Genomic DNA, 16,970 nt, shown 5'->3' on the forward strand with positions numbered 1-16,970 from the left:
GCGAAGACAAAGGTAGGCATTATTTTTGAATCAAGCAAAAATAACGCCTACCTTTTTACGAAATTACCTGTTACTTATATTGGCAACTCAAAAACGAAGCGACAGCCATCGTGATAGTCGGGGTCGAGGAAGAAATCGCCGCCAAGGGTTTGTGCATGACGTTTGGTCAGCGGCAGTCCCAAGCCCAGTCCCTCACTAAAGTCATCGGCCTTGGTGAAGAACTTAAAGATGCGCTCACGGTCGGCCTCAGCAATACCCTGACCAGTATCTTCGATGACGAAACGCACGCCATTGTCTGAACGGGCCACACGTGCCACGATATGTTCGCGATCCGAATACTTCACAGCGTTCAGCAGCACCTCGGCCAGACTATACTGCAGGTATTTCTTGTTGGTGGCCACGACAATATCATCGGGCAACTCCGTCTCAAAGTCCACATGCGTCTCAGGACACACACGCATCACATAGTCAACCATCTCCCTCATCGCCTCGTTGGCAGGCACCAGCTCGTGCTTCTGACACAGGTTCGACTCCGACACACCATAGTCGGAACAGTCGTAGAGCATCAGCACCAGGCGGTTCAGCAACTTCGAGTTATGATCCATCGTACCAGTGACCGACCTCATCTCCTCTTCAGGCATCCCCTCACCAGCGGCAGTACTGAGAATCTGGGCGAAGCCCATGATGATGTTGAGTGGCGTGCGCACCTGGTGCGTCATGTTCTGCATAAACAGCGTCTTCTGTCTGTCGGCCTCCACCACCAGTTTCGTGGCTTCTTCCAGTTCCTTGTTATACTGGCGTTCCTTCTCGCTGGCCACACGCACATTGTCCATATAATGCCTCAGCGACTCCAGCATCGTCACGTAGCTGTTTTGCAGGCAACCAATATCATCCGTATATTTACTGCGCGTAATCACCACATCTAGGTTACCCTTGGCAATCTCCTGCGTCTTCTCCAGCAGGTCGCGTATGGGCTGGATGGCGCGCGACGTGATTCGATGACAATACAGCACAATCAGGATCAGTCCCACGACGAGCAATGACAACACGATATATGAAAACCTGTTATAGGCCTTCAGGATGTCACTTTCAGGACACACGATGGCCAGACTCCACGTAGTGCCAGGCACAGGCTTGAAGCACACCAGCGAGGGCTTGTTGTTGATTAGTGCCATCATTTCTCCCTGGTGGCCGCTAGTCATCTCATAACCCAGAGCTATCAGGTCTTTGTTCTTCTGCAAGTCGGCCTGTCCGAAGATGGTCTTATTGAACAGACGAGTGGAGTCAGGGTGCCCCACATAACGTCCCTCCTCGTCAATCAGCAGGAAATAGGAATGAGGATAGGGCTTTTCTTCTGCCAGGATGTCCGACAGATGCAGCAACGACATATCGGTAGAGATGACGCCCATAAACTGATGGTCGGACGTATAGAGCGGTTTGCTGTAGGTGGCAACCATACCCTCTCCGCCCATTCCCAGGCGTTTCGACGACACCCGATAGATCACCCATTCGGCCTTTTTCCTGTCTTGCGGAACGAAATACCATTCCTTATCGAAGTAGTTATACTGCTGCGCCCCAACCGTGAGAATTGAGTCGCCCTCCTTTCTCACAGAGCAGGTGATAAAAGGCTCGGAATATTGCGGAAGCACATGAGGTTCCAGACCAATGACGCAGCCATCAGTATAGGGGTTGAAGTGCACCACGCGATAGGCAAACGCCGTCAGCGAGTCAGGCTGCACGTAACGCTCTGCCAGCCAGCTATAGGCATTGGTAGCCGTCTCCACCGTCACCAGGTAGCGACAGATACGTTGCAGCGAGGCGTCGAGCACGCCATTAGCACGTTGCACAGCCTCATCGCGCACCATCGTCCTCATCCTGCTGTACAGCATACCCACCGATGCGAAGAACATAGGGATGGCCAGGAGCAGTATCCAGAAACTGAGTTTAAACGAGAACGAGCGACGTATGCTTTCCTTAATCATGGTCCACCTCCTTTCTCATTTCCTCCTCCGACAGGTTCAGCACCTGGTTCAGCACCTGCGTGATGGTGTTACCCTGCTGCTGGATATCGTTTACCAGTTGCGCCACATCCTGTTTACCACCATCCTTCCCATGGTCGCACAGGCTCACCACATCCTTGTCGATGGTCTGTGCCGGCGCCACCATCTGGTCGGTCATATTATGCATGAATGCCGATTTCATCTTGTCGGCCTTCTTGGCGTCCTTATAGGCCCGTTTCAGTTCCCTACCCTGCTGCTGGATAGACTTCGTCAGGTCTTCCAACTCGGCTATCTCTTCGGCCACGGCCCTGCGCATCTTGATAAACTTACGCTGCAGTCGGCCAATCTCGTCTCGTCCTTTCGTGCGAGGGATAGGTTCCTCATAGTGTCCTTTCACAATATGTTGAACCTTGTCGGTGAGCATCCTCACCTGGCGCAGGCGCAGACTGAGAATGAGCCAACATAACACAAACAGCAGCAGCAGTCCGCTGAAGCCTATGGCCACCACATAGTTGAACAACAGATAGAACTCGCCAAAGATATCCTCTTTCGACATGATAACGGCGATGCTCCACCCCAGCCTCTCCATCGACCTGTTGGGCACCACAGCTCGCTTAAAGGGCTTGTAGAAGATATAGAAGTCGAGTCCGGCTATGCTGAACGGCATATACCCCTCTTCGCCCGATATGATAGCATTCACGGCATCGTGCACCATCTCGCCAGGGATACTAAAGGCGTCAGGCTGCATCAGTTGCTTGCCTGTGGGGTGGACAATGATCTTGCCCTGGCGGTCGAGAAGGGCGCAATACGAATTGGGCGTGGGCTTGGTGTTGGCCACTGCCTCAGACAGCAGACTCAGCGACACATCAGTCTTCATCACACCAATGGCCTTGTCGTCGCCCCCCATGATGGGCAGGCAGAACGATATCACAGGCTCTGAGTCCCTGTCCTGCATACTCTCCAGGGGATTCAGCCACATGGGATTGGCGTCCTTCATCGTCTGCGAGAACCACTTCTGCTCTGTGGCATGCTTAATCTCGATAGAGTCGCCATACACAATCTGGCAATCCACGATATAGGGGTTCACCTCTATGACCTTCCTACTGTATTCATACGTAGCGCCAGGCTTATTCAACTGCGGCAGCATGTGATAGTACATATTGCCTGTCGTCTCCTCCACGCTCAGAAGGATATTGTCCACCTCAACCATGGCGCCCTCCAGCGTTTGCGAGGCTCTGTGCAGGGCATCCTCCTTCATGGCCTTGCGCGACACGATGAACATAACCGTCAGCGTCACTGCCAGCAACAAGCCCATGGCCAAGGCCACTCTCATACTGAGTCGCAACGGCAGGCTTCTCTTATAATATGCCCAAAAGCTGTGTGTGTCTGTCATGTCACTCATTGTCTAGTGAGTTAGTAGTTAGCTGTGTGGGCAAAGGTATAAAAAATATCCAATACTTCCAAATTATTATTCCTTTTTTTACCTTAAGGGCAACTCAAAGATAAAGCGTGCACCTTTTTTATAGTCTGGGTCGAGGGTAAAATCGCCACCCAGCACCTCGGCATGACTCCTGGCCAGCGGCAGACCCAGACCAAGTCCCTCGCTATAGTCGTCGACCTTGGTGAAGAACTTGAAGATGCGCTCACGGTCGGCCTCGGCAATGCCCTTACCTGTGTCCTCCACAATAAAGCGAATGGACGATGGCGTCAGGTTGATGCGTACCATGATATGCTCGCGATCTGAGTATTTCACGGCATTGAAGATCACCTCGCTGATGCTATAAGCCACCAGCTTTTCGTTCGACCTGATGATAAACGTGTCGGGCACCTCGGTCTCGAACCCAATATGGAGGTTGGGTGTGATGTCCATGACATAGTTAATCACGATGCGCGCCAACTCGTTCACCTTCACCTTCTCATTCTTATCGCACTGCTGGGCTTCCTCCATGCCCTTGTCCGAACTGTCATACAACATCAATACCAGGCGGTTCAACTGCTTCGAACTCTCGTCCATCGTCTCGGCAATCTTCTTAATTTCCTCATCGGCCAAGCTGTCAACCGACTGGTTTTTCAGTATCTGGGCAAAGCCCACAAGGATGTTCAGGGGCGTACGCACCTGGTGGGTCATGTTCTTCATAAACAGCGTCTTCTGCTGTTCGGCTTCCTTCACCAACACAGTGGCTTGCTCCAGCTCGTTGTTATATTGCTGCGCCTTTCGGCTGGCAGCATGCACATTGTCCAGGTTCAGCTTCAGCGACTCGAGCATCGTCACGAAACTGTTCTGCAGTCGGCCCACCACATCCTCACGCTTCGTATGCTTAATGTCCACCTCCAGGTCGCCCTCGGCAATGGCCTGACTCTTCTGCTTCAACTGGCGCAATGGGCGCAGCGCATAGTTGATGACCTTGTAGCCACTCAATATAATCAGAATCATGCCCACGACAAGGAGCGAAAAGAGGATATAAGTCAGGGTGTTATAGCCCTTCAGGATATCACTGTCTGGACAGACGATGGCTAAGCTCCACGAGGTGCCCGTCACAGGCTGATAGCACACCAGCGAGGGCACGCCATTGATGTCCACCGACATCTGTCCCAGGTGGCCCTGCGTCATCTCATAGCCCAGGGCAATCTGGTCCATGTGGTCTTGCGGATTGGCCACCGAGAAGATGGTCTTCTTGAAGAGTCGCGACGTGTCTAGATGTCCCACATAGCGTCCTTTCTCGTCAATCATAAAGAAATAGGAATGAGGATAGGCACGCTCTGACGACACGATTCTCGACAGGTGGGGCAGCGACAGGGCTATTGACATAACACCGATAAAGGTGCTGTCGGCACTATAGAGCGGCTTACTGTAAGCGGCAATCATACCGTCCTTGTCCAGTTTCAGCGAGTTGCGCTCGTCGTAATACAACACCCAGCCCGACTTCCGTTCGTCGCGGGCATACTGATACCAGCGTCTGGCAAAGTAGTTAAATTCCAAGGCCATGGCCGTGGAAATAGTGTCGCGCCCCCTGACGGAGTAGGCCATGAACTGCTTGGGATAACCTGGTATGACGCCTGGCTCGAAACTGATGGCACAGCCGTCCACATAGGGGTTTAGTTCAACAATCCGATGACTCAGTGCCATCAACGAGTCTGGGTTCTTGGTGTCCTCCACCTTCCAACAATAGGCATTGGCTGTGGTCTCTGTGGTTATCAGATACCTACTGATACGCTGCATCGAGGCGTTCAGCACACCATGGGCACGGTCTACGGCCTCATCGCGCACCAACTGGCGCGACTGCATGTAGAGCAGACCAAGCGAGCCAATGAAGATGGGCACAGTGAGGAGCAACACCCACAGACTGATCTTGGCCGAGAACGAGCGGCGCACTTTAATCATTCTCATGCTCCACCTCCTTTCTCATCTCCTTTTCCGACTGGTTCAGCAGGTTGTTCAGCAGTTTGGTGATGGCCTCGCCTTTCTGCTGGATACGATCCGCCAGCATAGCCACATCAGGACCATGTTTCTTGTCGCCAATCTTGTGCAGTGCCGTCACGTCATCGTCAATGGCAACGGCGGGTGCCACCATCTGGTTGGTCATATTATGCATAAACACCGTCCTCAGATTTTCGCTTTTCTTGGCTTCCTTATAGGCGTCTTTCAATTCTTCTCCACGCTTGTTGGCAGTGGTGGTCAGCTGTTGCAACTCGGCCACATTCAAGGCTAGCGACAGCTGCATCCTCTGGAAGTTTCGTTGCAGACTGCCAATCTCGTCTTTATTCTTCGTATCAGGAATGGCCTCGTAATAGTGGCCCTGGGCAATACGCTCTATCTTGTCGGTCAGCATCTTCAGGGGCTCCAGGCGCAGATAGATAATCATCCAGCTGAGCACAAACATCAGCAGCAGGCCGCCAAAGGCAATCACCAATACATAGTTGAACAGGTGGTTATAGTCGCCAAAGATATCTTCTTTCGACATGGCCACACCCACACTCCAACTCAGGCGCTCCATCGAGCGGTTGGGCACAAAGGCACGCTCAAAGGGTTTGTAAAAGACGTAGTAGTCGCGCCCATTGATTGAGAAGGGCAGATAGCCCGTCTCGCCAGACATCATCGCATCGGCCACATTCTTCACCGACTCGTTCATCTTACCCATATCGGGCACAGAGACAGTCATCAAATGCTTGCCCAGCGGATGCACCACAAACGAGCCATCACGGTCGAGCAGTGCACAATAGGAATTGGGCGATGGCTTCGTGTTGTTAATGATATCGGAAAGCAGACTCAGCGACACGTCGACACTGATAACGCCCTGCGGCTGTTCATCATCGCCTACGATGGGCTGACAGAACGAGATGATGGGCTCCATGTCAACATCCATGTCGACCAATGGGTTTAGCCACATGGGTTGGAATGCGGCCATAGGCTTGGTAAACCACGACTGCTCCGTATAGTGCTTGTCGCCAAACGAGTCGGAACGCACCACCAGCGTCTTGCCGTCTTTCACCTCACGATGGAAATAGGCCATAAAGTCAGGACGGTCGGCATAGAACCCTGGCTTCATGGCAATGGCGCATCCTGTGACGTATGGATTCACCTCCATCACCTTTCTACTATAGGCCACCACCGAGTCGGGGTTCTTCAGGTGGGGTTGCAAAAGATAGAAGATATTACCCGTTGTCTCCTCTACGCTCAGCAGGATATTGTCTATCCTCACATTGGTACCGTTGAGGGTCTGCGACGCTCTGTTCAGCGCATCCTCCCTCATGCTCTTCTTTGAATAAAAGAACATGACAAGCAGGGCCGCAAAGAGCAAGGTAGCCATAGAAAGAACCGCCAACAAGCTGATCCTCAGAGACAGATTTTTGGTAACAAATGATGTTCGATTCCACATAATTTGGGCGCAAAAGTACAAAAAGATTAGAAAAAACACAAAATAATTTGAGTTAATTTTCTATAACACCCTCTTACATTTCCTTTTTTTCGAGAAATAGGAAAATCCCCACTGCAAGATAGGGAATTTCTGTTTGGGGCGATGCAGGAAAATGCTTACCTTTGCATCAGTAATTAATCATTTAAACGACCAGAGTTATGAAAAAGAATGCATTTTTCCAGAAGTCACTGATGGTGATGGGATTTATAGGATGGAGCATGGCAAGCTTCGCACAGGCCTACGAGGTTGACCGTAACAGAGTGTATTTCGACAGGGAGCCAATGCCTTTTGCCGATGCCCGTTCGTTTGTAGACCTGGGCTATGGCTACGCCAAGGATCGCGATAATGTCTATCTTGACGGTCATGTGCTCGAGTTTGTCGACCCAGCCACATTCCGACTGAAAGAGGGCCACGACATGCATCACCACGATAACCGTGGTTGGCGCGACAACAACAGAACCAACAGGGGCTATCATAAGACCAAGTTCAATGTGTACTATGGCGACAAGAAGATCGACGCTATGGCCTCATCATTCAAGGACCTTGGCGGAGGCTATGCCAAGGATGCCTTCAATGTGTTCTATTATGGCAAGAAGATGGATGCCTCTGCCCCCACGTTTAAGATTCTGGAAGGTGGCTATTCAAAGGATGCGTTCAACGTGTTCTATTATGGCAGGAAGGTGGAAGGTGCCCATGCTCCCTCATTCAAATATACTGGCGAAGGCTATGCCGAGGACACTTTCAACGCCTTCTACAGAGGACGAAAACTTGATTAGCACAGCCTCTCATCAAGCAATACTCCACCCATGCCAAGAGCAGACGGCATGGGTGGAGTATTTTTTATATTTGAGAGCTCTCCTCAGCCAATGGCAATCAACTGATTGTTGGTGATGTCGTATCTTACTGGGTGAACAAACGAGACGGCCTTACCATCGCTAATCATTGAGATGTCGATGCCTCGACGCAGGAACTCATCAACGAGGGCCTGATCATGATAGGCACGCATGCCTGTCCAGCCTCGATGGCCAATCAGGGCGTTGAAGGTGTTAACTAACTCAGGGATTTGCATGTCTGCGAATTGCAGAGCATAACGAATGTAATAAATGTGATTCTGCATAACTTTTTGTTTTTGAAGTGAATACTTTGTTTTTTTACTTCCGCATCGTCTCTACCACCGTGGCTAAAGTCCTTTGAGCTCGGTTGGCGAGTCTGCCCTTAGGCGACTGCTCTTGATGCTTGGGTGCAAAGGTACTAACTTTCCACGATTAAGCCAAATAAAACATCAAAAACTTGTATTCACTGTTACAAACTTTCACAGACTGTAACAGTTTACTTGTATTCGCTGTTACAGACTGTTACATTATACTGTTATTTACTTGTATTCACTGTTATTGGCTGTTACAGACTGTTACAATACACTTGTATTCAACAGAGGTATCAAACACCTGTCTCTGTGATTCACTTTTTCTTCGATTTATTTGCGGATTCAAAAACAATGCTTAATTTTGCAGCACAAATAGAATACGATCGTATCATGGATATCAAGAAGGTTACATACGAAGAGGCTTTAGCACGCTTTAAACGTTCGCTTGAAATCAAGCGCAACGCAGAGGAGCGTATGGCAGAAGAATGGAAAAAGATGGGATTAACAGGAACTATCGTTTCACTATAGTATAACCCAAGCACTTACGATAGGAAAGCCATAACAGTATACTTTCACAAACTTGTTTTTACTTGTACAAGAGTTTAACAGTATACTTGTATTCGCTGTTACAGACTGTTACATTATGCTTGTATTTACTTGTATTCACTTGCATAGACTGTAACAGTATACTTGTATTCACTTGCACAAGTCTTGTGTTCACCATAGGAATCAAACACCTGTCCCTAGGATTATTCAATTACCATCTTTATCGTTTTTAGCATCCGTTTTTACTAATTCTAAGGCATTTAATTGTAGGTCCTGCAGTAATTCTTCCCTCAGCGCAAATATTTTCAAATACTTTTCATGATCTAACTCTCTTCTATTGACTATACCATCATGAACAATATCAATATTTAATTTTAGAAATTCGATTTTACGCTTAACAATATTAGTTTTCTCTCCAAAATCAAAATACTGGAAATCTGTTTTAATAAATGTCTGCAAATACTCTGATACATGAGCAACAACTCTTTTTGTGTCTTCTTCTAAATACTTATTATTGAAATAATGATTCATAATCTGAGAGAAGGATTCAATGGATTGTCGCCTCATTTGTAATAGAAGCAAATCCTTTTGAGCCTTTATTCCTGCACTTGTACGAGATTTGTCTGCATCTGAAACAGCTATTGTCAACTCTACTAATACTACAATGTTGATAATAGTCAACAATGGAGATAGTAGTCCTGTGAAATAGTTTCCAAAGTCGCTCCAATCACTCATTTGATTACTTAATCCGTCATGGAAGTGCCCCAAATATAGAAACACTACTAGTATTAAGCATATGATAATTGTACCATATATGTACTTTTTTAATTTCTTCATAAATTATTTATCTATTTTCAATTATTGGCTTCTAATTCAAAAGAAAAAACAATTATAGATTATAGATTATCCGCCCCAATCGTGCTTCGGTCGTCCTTTTTCTCCTTATTCTTATAGCGCTGAATTTCCTCCTGCTCCAACTGACAGAAGCGCTCGTAGTCTGCCGCCATTGCCTCTGTATCGTACTGCTTCATCTTTGCTTCATCTAACTTCAGATGTTGCAGGTTAAAAGCAGCAAGCATATCGCGCTGATGGGTATCGCCATTCGATAGGGTTATTGCACGCTCGCTTCTTCCGTGCTCCGTAAGGCTGCCATCAGTAAAGTCGAATCTACTGGCAGCGTTCTGTGTGTCTACTCTTTCAAACCTGCCACCCAATGACTTAACTTTGTTTTCTAAGATATCTACAAACATTGAAGGAGCGTGATTGCCAATAGATTTACCATACCCCTTCTTCGATTTGAACTTTCCTGTTTTCTCGTCTCTCTTGGTTTCTTTCTTTTTGGCACTCCAAGCCTTCACGGGATTGTTCTCCACAATAAACGTATCACCCTCTTTCAGTAGTGCGTTGGCACAATCTATGTGCTGCTGCTTACGGATAGCAGCCTGTTTGCGGCGCAGCTCGGCCAACTCACGGCGCAGTTCCTTGTAACGTTTGGAGTCGTTCCAAACCAGTTTGATGCCACGCTTGATGGTGCCGTCTTCGTTGAAGTTCTGCGGATTGTTGGCTCTGCGGCTGCGATCTATCTTCCTGCTGAGTCGGGTTATCTCCTCCTGGATATTGTCGCAATTCGAAGCCAGCTTGTCGATGCTCACCACATTCTCGCCACTCACAGCCACCGTAGTAGGTCCAAGGTCGATACCTACATTGCCCTTGCCCAGCGTTCTGCCTTTCTGAGGTTTCTCGCCCTCGATAGTCAACTGAACGTAGTACTTGTACTGACTACGCACCAATCGACGCACCACCTTCACCACTTTCACGCTATCAACACCACCTTTCAGCGCCCACATCTCATAGTCTGCGTGCTTGGGATTGTGCAGCATCTTTAGCGTGATGTACTTGGCCCCTTTCCCGACCTTTCCGTTCATCTTAATATCAAGTTCCATCGTTTCAAGATGAAGCTCCATACCAGAGAAGTAAACTACCCCTCGTACGACCTTTCTGCGACTTGAAAAAGAATCTAACTCACCATACTTTTTAAATGAGATTCGCTTGGCTTTGAAGTCATATAGTTTCTTATCCCAAGCAGCCCATACGCTTGCTCCTAAGTGGTCTAAGATATAAGTGGTAAAGCCCAGGTCGGCATAGGTCATATTGGGGCCAACAGACTTCTGAGCCAACTTCTCTACAAAGCCCTTTATGCTATATTCATCAAAAGAAACCTTAAAGGGTGTCTTGTTGCCTTTCAGCGTTTCATTTATCTGAAACGGATGACTCCTGAAGAAATCTTTTTTCTCCCTAAGGGTTTTGCAGGCTTGATACTCTTTCATCTGCTCAAAGTACCTGTATTGTCTGAGCAACTTGCCTTGCACGTAGTTGTACAATTGGCGAAGCTGCTCATAACGCTTGTTGAGAATATCTGTCTGATACTTCTCAACCTGCAAAGGCAATTCCAATACAAATACTTCGTTCATTTTACATAAAGAACCTAAATTTCGGGGGGATTAACACCAGAAGCTGTTTCACCCGATGGAGAACCATCCCTGTCAATAGCCTACATTTCTGGGTGATTAACACCACACAAACGTCTATGTGGATAAGGCAACCCTGTCAATAGCCTACATTTCTGGGTGATTAACACCACAAGGTTAGCGGCTCAATCAGCGATGCACCCTGTCAACAGCCTACATTTCTGGGTGATTAACACCCTATAGTGCATAATCACCTGGGAATGAAATAAAAAGGCCATGATTAGCATACTCGGGGACTTGCTCTATACTCCCATTCCGCAAGCGGAACTGACTGTTATTTTTGCATTCCACCATTCTGCATAATCGTTTGTCGCACCAGCCGCCCACTGGCATTAGCTTAACGTGCGCAAGGCCTGACAACACCTTTATGCCGCAAAGATAATAAAATAAAATCATTCTGTCTACATTTTAACTAAAAAAATGGAGAAACAAAGGAAATAACGGGGAATGACTAGCGCTTTAGAAAAATGAAAAAACGAAATGATATGGGTGTATGGGTGTATGCCATGCGGTGGTGGGGAAAGAAAAATGCACCCACACAAGGAAAACGATGTTCCTTGTGTGGGCGCTATGGGTAGGGCTATGAGTTACTCTTCTATTTTGTCGTCACTAACCACCCAGCGGCTCCATCCTTCTCAAAGGACTTCATGGCCACAATAGGCAGATAGCAGGGACAACGGTACAAAAAAGAATCGACACAGAAAAAAAACATGTCGATTCTATTTGATTTATATGTTTCTACGAGAGGAATCTACACCAAGAAATCACTTCTTTGGTAACCTTTGCGTTTCTTTTTGCATCAGTTTTTCATCCTTTGCCAACTTTCGCTCCACCTTTTTAATGTCTTCGGCAGGTGGAAGGTTTTCTGGCTTGATTCCACGCTGGTTCAGCATTCCACGAACACTGCGGTTATTCTGAACATGTTCGGCAGTAATCTTGGCCTCACCATAGAGATCCTTATGTTCTACATTATAATTTGTCATCTCCGTAGCCAAATTCTTAGCTGCAATGGTTAGAGTTGGAAGATAATCGGCCAAGGCACCACTCTTGATGCCCAGGCGCTTCTTCATCTGTTCTGTAGAAAGTCCGCCAAACAAAGCACAATCACCTTTAGAACGAATACGACCGAAACCTTTGTCATCGACGCCTCGTTCATAGATATTACGACTAAGTTGCTTTTCTGATGCACGAAGTCTTTCGCGAGAATTTAATCGAGCAAACTCCTTCAGACGTTCCTCTATTAGTTCCGCTTTACGAGTCTGAACAGCAAAGTAGCTCTGAGCAAAAGCAATCTCTTCCTTTTTCGGGTCACCATTCTGAGCAATCAGATAGCAGGCATATCGAGTGAGCATGAAGTCTTGTACATCACGTTGTGCGCCCTTAGCCAAAGTTATCATTTTCGTGACCTCACGAAAATGATCATCGATACTGATTCCCAGCGTCTTACACGATTCCATCGCACGAGCTACCACTCCCACGAAATTTTCCCAACGAGCGTAGCCAAGAACCGTCTGCAACTCGCGAGCGTACCACACATCAATGTCGTTGCCATCATCGTCTTTAATGCTTTTTGTTATAGCATCAAATGTCGACTTATATTGTTGAATTTTTAAAATATCCATGATTGAATCAATTTATAGATACAAAGGTACAAATTTTTCACGACTATGCCAAATAAAACTTCGGAAACTTGTATTCACTGTTACAGACTGTTACAATTTACTTGTAATCAACAGAGGAATCAAACACTGAAGTGAACCCAGAAAGTTGGACACAACAGAAAGGTTCAAATGAAAAAAGAATTTAGTTTAGAAGAAAAGATGTCCGCAATTGGGTTTGTGTTCCAAGGCGAGTCAGCCCGTTCTGTGTCCCGTAGACTCCACTTAGGCCATCATATTCTATATGAGTGGATAGAGAGTTACAAACTCCTTGGCATTGAAGGTCTAAAATTAAAGCCGAAGAAGAAAAAGAGGCTTTCATATGAAGAAAAATGCAAAATAGTTCGTGATTATCAGGAAAGTGAATTAACTTTGTTCCAGCTTTCAGCCAAATATCAATTGTCAAGCTCGATAATTGGCAATTGGGTTAAATTGGTTGAGCGAAATGGATTTGAAGCACTGGAATCTCGACGATCCAGGCATTTCCAAACTGGTGAGCATATGGTTAAACGACTACCAAAAGAAGAGTACGAAAAGGAGAACGAGCGTCTTCGCAAGGAGAACGAACGCTTAAGACTGGAGAATCTCCTGCTAAAAAAAGTGAGAGCCTTAGTCGAGGAAAGAGAAACCCAAAACAGAGCGATTGGGCGCAAGCCATCGAAGAACTAAGGCGTAATGAGCATGCGGACTTAGATGTCCTGCTAGAGCTCAAGAAGATGGCGCGTAGCACGTTCTACTATCACCTCAAGCACGGCAAGAAGAAAGACAGGTACAAGGAAGTAAAAGATATGATATACACCGTATTTCATAAGCACAAAGGTCGTTACGGCTACAGGCGTATAACGCTGGAACTCCGTAAAGATGGCTGTCCTATCAATCACAAGACAGTCAAGAAGCTTATGGACGAAATGGAACTGAAGAGCGAGGTGAGGAAGGTGAAATTTCACTCCTATAAAGGAGAAGTTGGCAAGACTGCGCCTAATATCATAGACAGGGATTTTACAGCTGAAAGACCTTATCAGAAGCTTGCAACAGACGTGACCCAGATGACGATAGGCGGACGCAAGATTTACCTGTCACCTATACTTGACATGTGCGATGGTGAGATTCTTGCATATTCAATCACAGAGAAGCCAAACATGGAAATGGTACTCGGTATGCTCAACCAGATGTACAGGCGTATAAAGCTGCCTGAGGGTGTCGTATTGCACTCTGACCAAGGATGGCACTACCAGCACGTAGCCTACCAGAATAGTCTAAAGAAACATGGCATTATCCAAAGCATGTCTCGCAAGGGAAATTGTCTGGATAACGCCATGATGGAGAATTTCTTTGGTCTCATGAAGTCAGAGCTGCTGTATTCTGGAAAGTACACATCAGCAGACACCTTCATCAAAGACCTGGTAGAATACATGGAATATTATAATAACGAGAGAATAAAACTGAGGCTTAATGGCATGTCGCCCGTACAATACAGGAAGATGCTTACTGCTTCGATTGTTTAATCCGTCCAAACTTTGGGGTTCACTTCAACACCTGTCCCTGTGATTCTATTTTCAGACGACTACATTTCGACAGCCATTGGCTGGCGATTTGTAAGCATACTCCACTATTTGCCTGGGGGACTGTCCCTTGGCATACTCCTTTCATGAAAATGAAAAAACGAAATGATATGCTGTTATGTGATATGTGATATGCCATGCGGTGGTGGGGAAAGAAAAATGCGCCCACACAAGAAAAATGGTGTTCCTGGTGTGGGCGCAATGGGGTAGTGTGTCAAGAGACTGTCCCTGGGTACACTTAGGCACTTTATGAGAGCGGATTCACAAACTTTACAATGCAGTCAATGCAAATAGGCTTGCCCGTTACCGTATCGATAAACACATTTGCTGGATGCATGTCTTCGAGAGCCAAGCGGTCGGAGATATAATTTACGCCCTCGCCGTTCCAATTATCACGAAAACCTTTGGCAGCAACCATATCGTCAATCTCTTCCTTCGTAGCCAGTCGCAGACAATTCACGTATGGCTGTGTCAGCACTATTCGCATAAGGTTATCGCTGTCGCGAGTAAAGCCAATCACTTTCATAGCCGTCTCTGGAAAAAGATAGTTGTGAAGGACGATAGCATCAAGTGCCTTCAACCAAGTAGAATAGATGGAAGTTCGCTCTTTGACAACCGATGTTTTGTCTTCTCTATAATAGACTTTCGCTTCGGCACCCTGCGCTATCATAGGACCAAACTCTGCAGTAAGTATATGCTCCGAATCGTCCTCCCACAGATTCGCAGCTTTAGCCCATTGTTCAATGAACTTTTCCTGCTGTTCGTCTATTTCCCAATTTGCTGGGCTTCCTTGCTCTGTTGAGCGAGCACAGGCTGCGTCTCGGCATAAGTTAAGCGAGCTTACTTCTGCTCTCGACTTGCTCTGTCCTTTGCGGCCTTCAGCATCGCAACTTGCTCTAAAGCTTGCTGTCGCGTAGCATGCGACGATGGACGCCCCAATGAGAGGCGAGCCTCCCTTGCAGAGTCCTGCATGCTCTGATAGATTGAATCTAGAAAAATCTTCTCTCCCATTTTGTATATCTTTAGCGTAGTTATCAATCATTTGCAGCGTTTGGACCGTAAAGCCCTCGGCTGCGATGGCGGCGTAAATGTTGTTTAATACATCCATAACCTGATTCTGCTCTTTTGATTGCAAAGATACGAAAAAGTTTGGAAAGAGAAGGGATTTAAGAGAATAAAAACAAAAAAATAGTCATATCTTTCCCTTTCTGTGCCTTTTGGCATTGGTACCATTTTGCTGACACCAGCAAAATGGTCTGAGATATTATGCCCAACATTGAATGTACCTAAGAGAAAAACCATATGCTCTCCTTGCAAGACCATTCTGAATTTACTTAACAATAGCGCCTCTGAGATTTAAAAATTCTGAGCCAAAAATTTTTTCTGTGCGTACAGGCGAAATATGAGAGAGTTTGTAAAGCGCTGAAAATGAGAGGCTTACGAAATTAGCTCGAAAAGTGTAAAGATTTAGAACTCAATCGAATATTCGTTTAGGTTGTAACGGAGCCTGAGTTACACTGCAACGGAGGCTGTTTTGCATGGTAAAACAGCATGAGTTGCATCGTAAAACAGCCTCCGTTGCATGGTGAAATCGATAGGGGTCCTCCGAAAGGTCATTTTTGACCCATTTTTGCGTTCTAGTTTGCATTTTTTCAGAACCCCTTTTTTCGGCACTTTTTCTTGACAACCCAGCACGCTTAATCCAAAGAAATAGGGCGAGACCTACCCCTTCAGGTAGAACTCGCCCGTTTACTAATTAAGGAAAATGGTTTGTGTTGTTTTATATCTTCACTTTTTCTATTCGTATTTATACGTCACCTTCTCGGCCCGTTCGCCCTCAGGCTTATAGGTCAGGACTCGACAGAGACCGTTCTCGTCAAGCTCGATATTAATTTTCTTCGTGCTCACCAGCTGGGGCTCACCATCCTTTCCATCATACTGGTAGTGGCGCTCCACGATGGGCAGGTTTTCCGTTCCCAGACCATAATAGCCAAACTCGCCCCACAGATTGCCGCTATAATCAACGAGAGAGAAAGCATCACGTGTGAAAAAGATTTTCAGGGGATTTTTCTTTTTGGAGTAGCTGTATCTGATTATTTCGTTGACAGAACCCTCGCGCACCACCTCAATCAGGTTGCCATGAGACCATGTGTAGTGAGCGACATACGAAGCAGTCTCTTTGCCATCCTCATATTCCACATAATTGACCGTTGCAACCCTGTCATCCTCGTAACTAATGACGTACTCCTCGCGCTTGGGCATGCCCGTATTGAAGTACTTTCCATCATAAGTCAGCTTGCAGATACGGTTTGACTCGTCGAGCTCGATGATCTCGTCACATAGCCACAGCAGGATATTTCCAGAAAACCTGTTGGTGCCCACTCGCTTCCATTTTTTATTCTTTTCTGTGACAACGCCGTTCGCATCCGCATCAATCACGTAGTCATAATCACTTTCACTTAATGTGACCAGATGCACAGTGTCGCCATTCAAATCAACAATCGTGTTACTCAGTTCTGGTGCCAGCATCCTGCGCTCCTTAGCACAGGAGAACATACTGATTATCAGCGACATGGCACCAACAACAAACAAATAATAGGACTTTCTCATATTGAT

The 16,970-nt window shown here is 46.7% G+C and carries 13 protein-coding genes, 1 pseudogene and 1 riboswitch; of the genes and pseudogenes, 4 read left to right on the top strand and 10 right to left on the bottom strand.

Annotated elements, in window-relative coordinates:
- Positions 1 to 74: 74 nt before the first annotated feature.
- From M1D30_RS13205 to M1D30_RS13220, 4 genes are all read right to left on the bottom strand, one after another.
- A complete protein-coding gene (locus M1D30_RS13205) occupies positions 75 to 1,982 on the bottom strand; it encodes an ATP-binding protein (RefSeq protein WP_248504735.1) in 1,908 nt (635 codons plus the stop codon).
- Positions 1,975 to 3,402 carry a cache domain-containing protein gene (locus tag M1D30_RS13210; protein WP_248504737.1) on the bottom strand — a complete coding sequence of 476 codons (1,428 nt, stop codon included), beginning with the start codon at positions 3,400 to 3,402 and terminating at the stop codon, positions 1,975 to 1,977. The genes M1D30_RS13205 and M1D30_RS13210 overlap by 8 nt, the downstream gene beginning before the upstream one ends.
- Before the next feature lie 78 nt (positions 3,403 to 3,480).
- Positions 3,481 to 5,388 carry a sensor histidine kinase gene (locus M1D30_RS13215; protein WP_248504739.1) on the bottom strand — a complete coding sequence of 636 codons (1,908 nt, stop codon included), beginning with the start codon at positions 5,386 to 5,388 and terminating at the stop codon, positions 3,481 to 3,483.
- A complete protein-coding gene (locus M1D30_RS13220; RefSeq protein WP_248504741.1) occupies positions 5,375 to 6,808 on the bottom strand; it encodes a cache domain-containing protein in 1,434 nt (477 codons plus the stop codon). Before M1D30_RS13220 ends, M1D30_RS13215 begins: the two co-directional genes overlap by 14 nt.
- 266 nt (positions 6,809 to 7,074) lie before the next feature.
- Between M1D30_RS13220 and M1D30_RS13225 the strand changes: the two genes are divergently transcribed.
- Positions 7,075 to 7,692, top strand: a complete 618-nt coding sequence (locus M1D30_RS13225) for a DKNYY domain-containing protein (RefSeq protein ID WP_248504743.1) — start codon at positions 7,075 to 7,077, stop codon at positions 7,690 to 7,692.
- 83 nt (positions 7,693 to 7,775) lie between these two features.
- Here M1D30_RS13225 and M1D30_RS13230 read toward each other — a convergent pair whose 3' ends face one another.
- Entirely contained in the window at positions 7,776 to 8,033 is a 258-nt protein-coding gene (locus M1D30_RS13230) for a hypothetical protein (RefSeq protein ID WP_248504745.1), read from the bottom strand.
- Between the two features lie 20 nt (positions 8,034 to 8,053).
- Positions 8,054 to 8,157, bottom strand: a riboswitch (SAM-I-IV-variant riboswitch).
- 254 nt (positions 8,158 to 8,411) lie between these two features.
- On the opposite strand from M1D30_RS13230, the gene M1D30_RS13235 reads away from it, so the two are divergent.
- Positions 8,412 to 8,588: a hypothetical protein gene (locus M1D30_RS13235; protein ID WP_248504747.1), complete on the top strand. Its 177-nt coding sequence runs from the start codon at positions 8,412 to 8,414 to the stop codon at positions 8,586 to 8,588.
- A gap of 225 nt (positions 8,589 to 8,813) precedes the next feature.
- On the opposite strand, the gene M1D30_RS13240 is transcribed toward M1D30_RS13235, so the two are convergent.
- The 3 genes from M1D30_RS13240 to dinD form a co-directional block, all read right to left on the bottom strand.
- Complete coding sequence (locus M1D30_RS13240) at positions 8,814 to 9,443, bottom strand: hypothetical protein (RefSeq protein WP_248504748.1); 630 nt, start codon at positions 9,441 to 9,443, stop codon at positions 8,814 to 8,816.
- 59 nt (positions 9,444 to 9,502) lie between these two features.
- Positions 9,503 to 11,077 (bottom strand): hypothetical protein, encoded by a 1,575-nt coding sequence (locus M1D30_RS13245; protein WP_248504750.1) that lies wholly within the window; start codon positions 11,075 to 11,077, stop codon positions 9,503 to 9,505.
- Positions 11,078 to 11,898: 821 nt separating this feature from the next.
- Positions 11,899 to 12,756, bottom strand: a complete 858-nt coding sequence (gene dinD, locus M1D30_RS13250; protein WP_248504752.1) for a DNA damage-inducible protein D — start codon at positions 12,754 to 12,756, stop codon at positions 11,899 to 11,901.
- Positions 12,757 to 12,954: 198 nt separating this feature from the next.
- Between dinD and M1D30_RS13255 the strand changes: the two genes are divergently transcribed.
- Together M1D30_RS13255 and M1D30_RS13260 are read left to right on the top strand one after the other, a co-directional pair.
- Positions 12,955 to 13,461 (top strand): helix-turn-helix domain-containing protein, encoded by a 507-nt coding sequence (locus M1D30_RS13255; protein WP_371874186.1) that lies wholly within the window; start codon positions 12,955 to 12,957, stop codon positions 13,459 to 13,461.
- Positions 13,446 to 14,297: pseudogene (locus M1D30_RS13260) on the top strand (IS3 family transposase); the annotation flags it as partial. The gene M1D30_RS13255 and the pseudogene M1D30_RS13260, both read left to right, overlap by 16 nt.
- 304 nt (positions 14,298 to 14,601) lie before the next feature.
- Here M1D30_RS13260 and M1D30_RS13265 read toward each other — a convergent pair.
- A complete protein-coding gene (locus M1D30_RS13265; protein ID WP_248504754.1) occupies positions 14,602 to 15,396 on the bottom strand; it encodes a hypothetical protein in 795 nt (264 codons plus the stop codon).
- A 755-nt stretch (positions 15,397 to 16,151) separates the two neighbouring features.
- A complete protein-coding gene (locus M1D30_RS13270; RefSeq protein WP_248504756.1) occupies positions 16,152 to 16,964 on the bottom strand; it encodes a hypothetical protein in 813 nt (270 codons plus the stop codon).
- Between the last annotated feature and the right edge of the window lie 6 nt (positions 16,965 to 16,970).

Source organism: Prevotella sp. E15-22, assembly GCF_023204875.1.
Lineage (GTDB): Bacteria > Bacteroidota > Bacteroidia > Bacteroidales > Bacteroidaceae > Prevotella.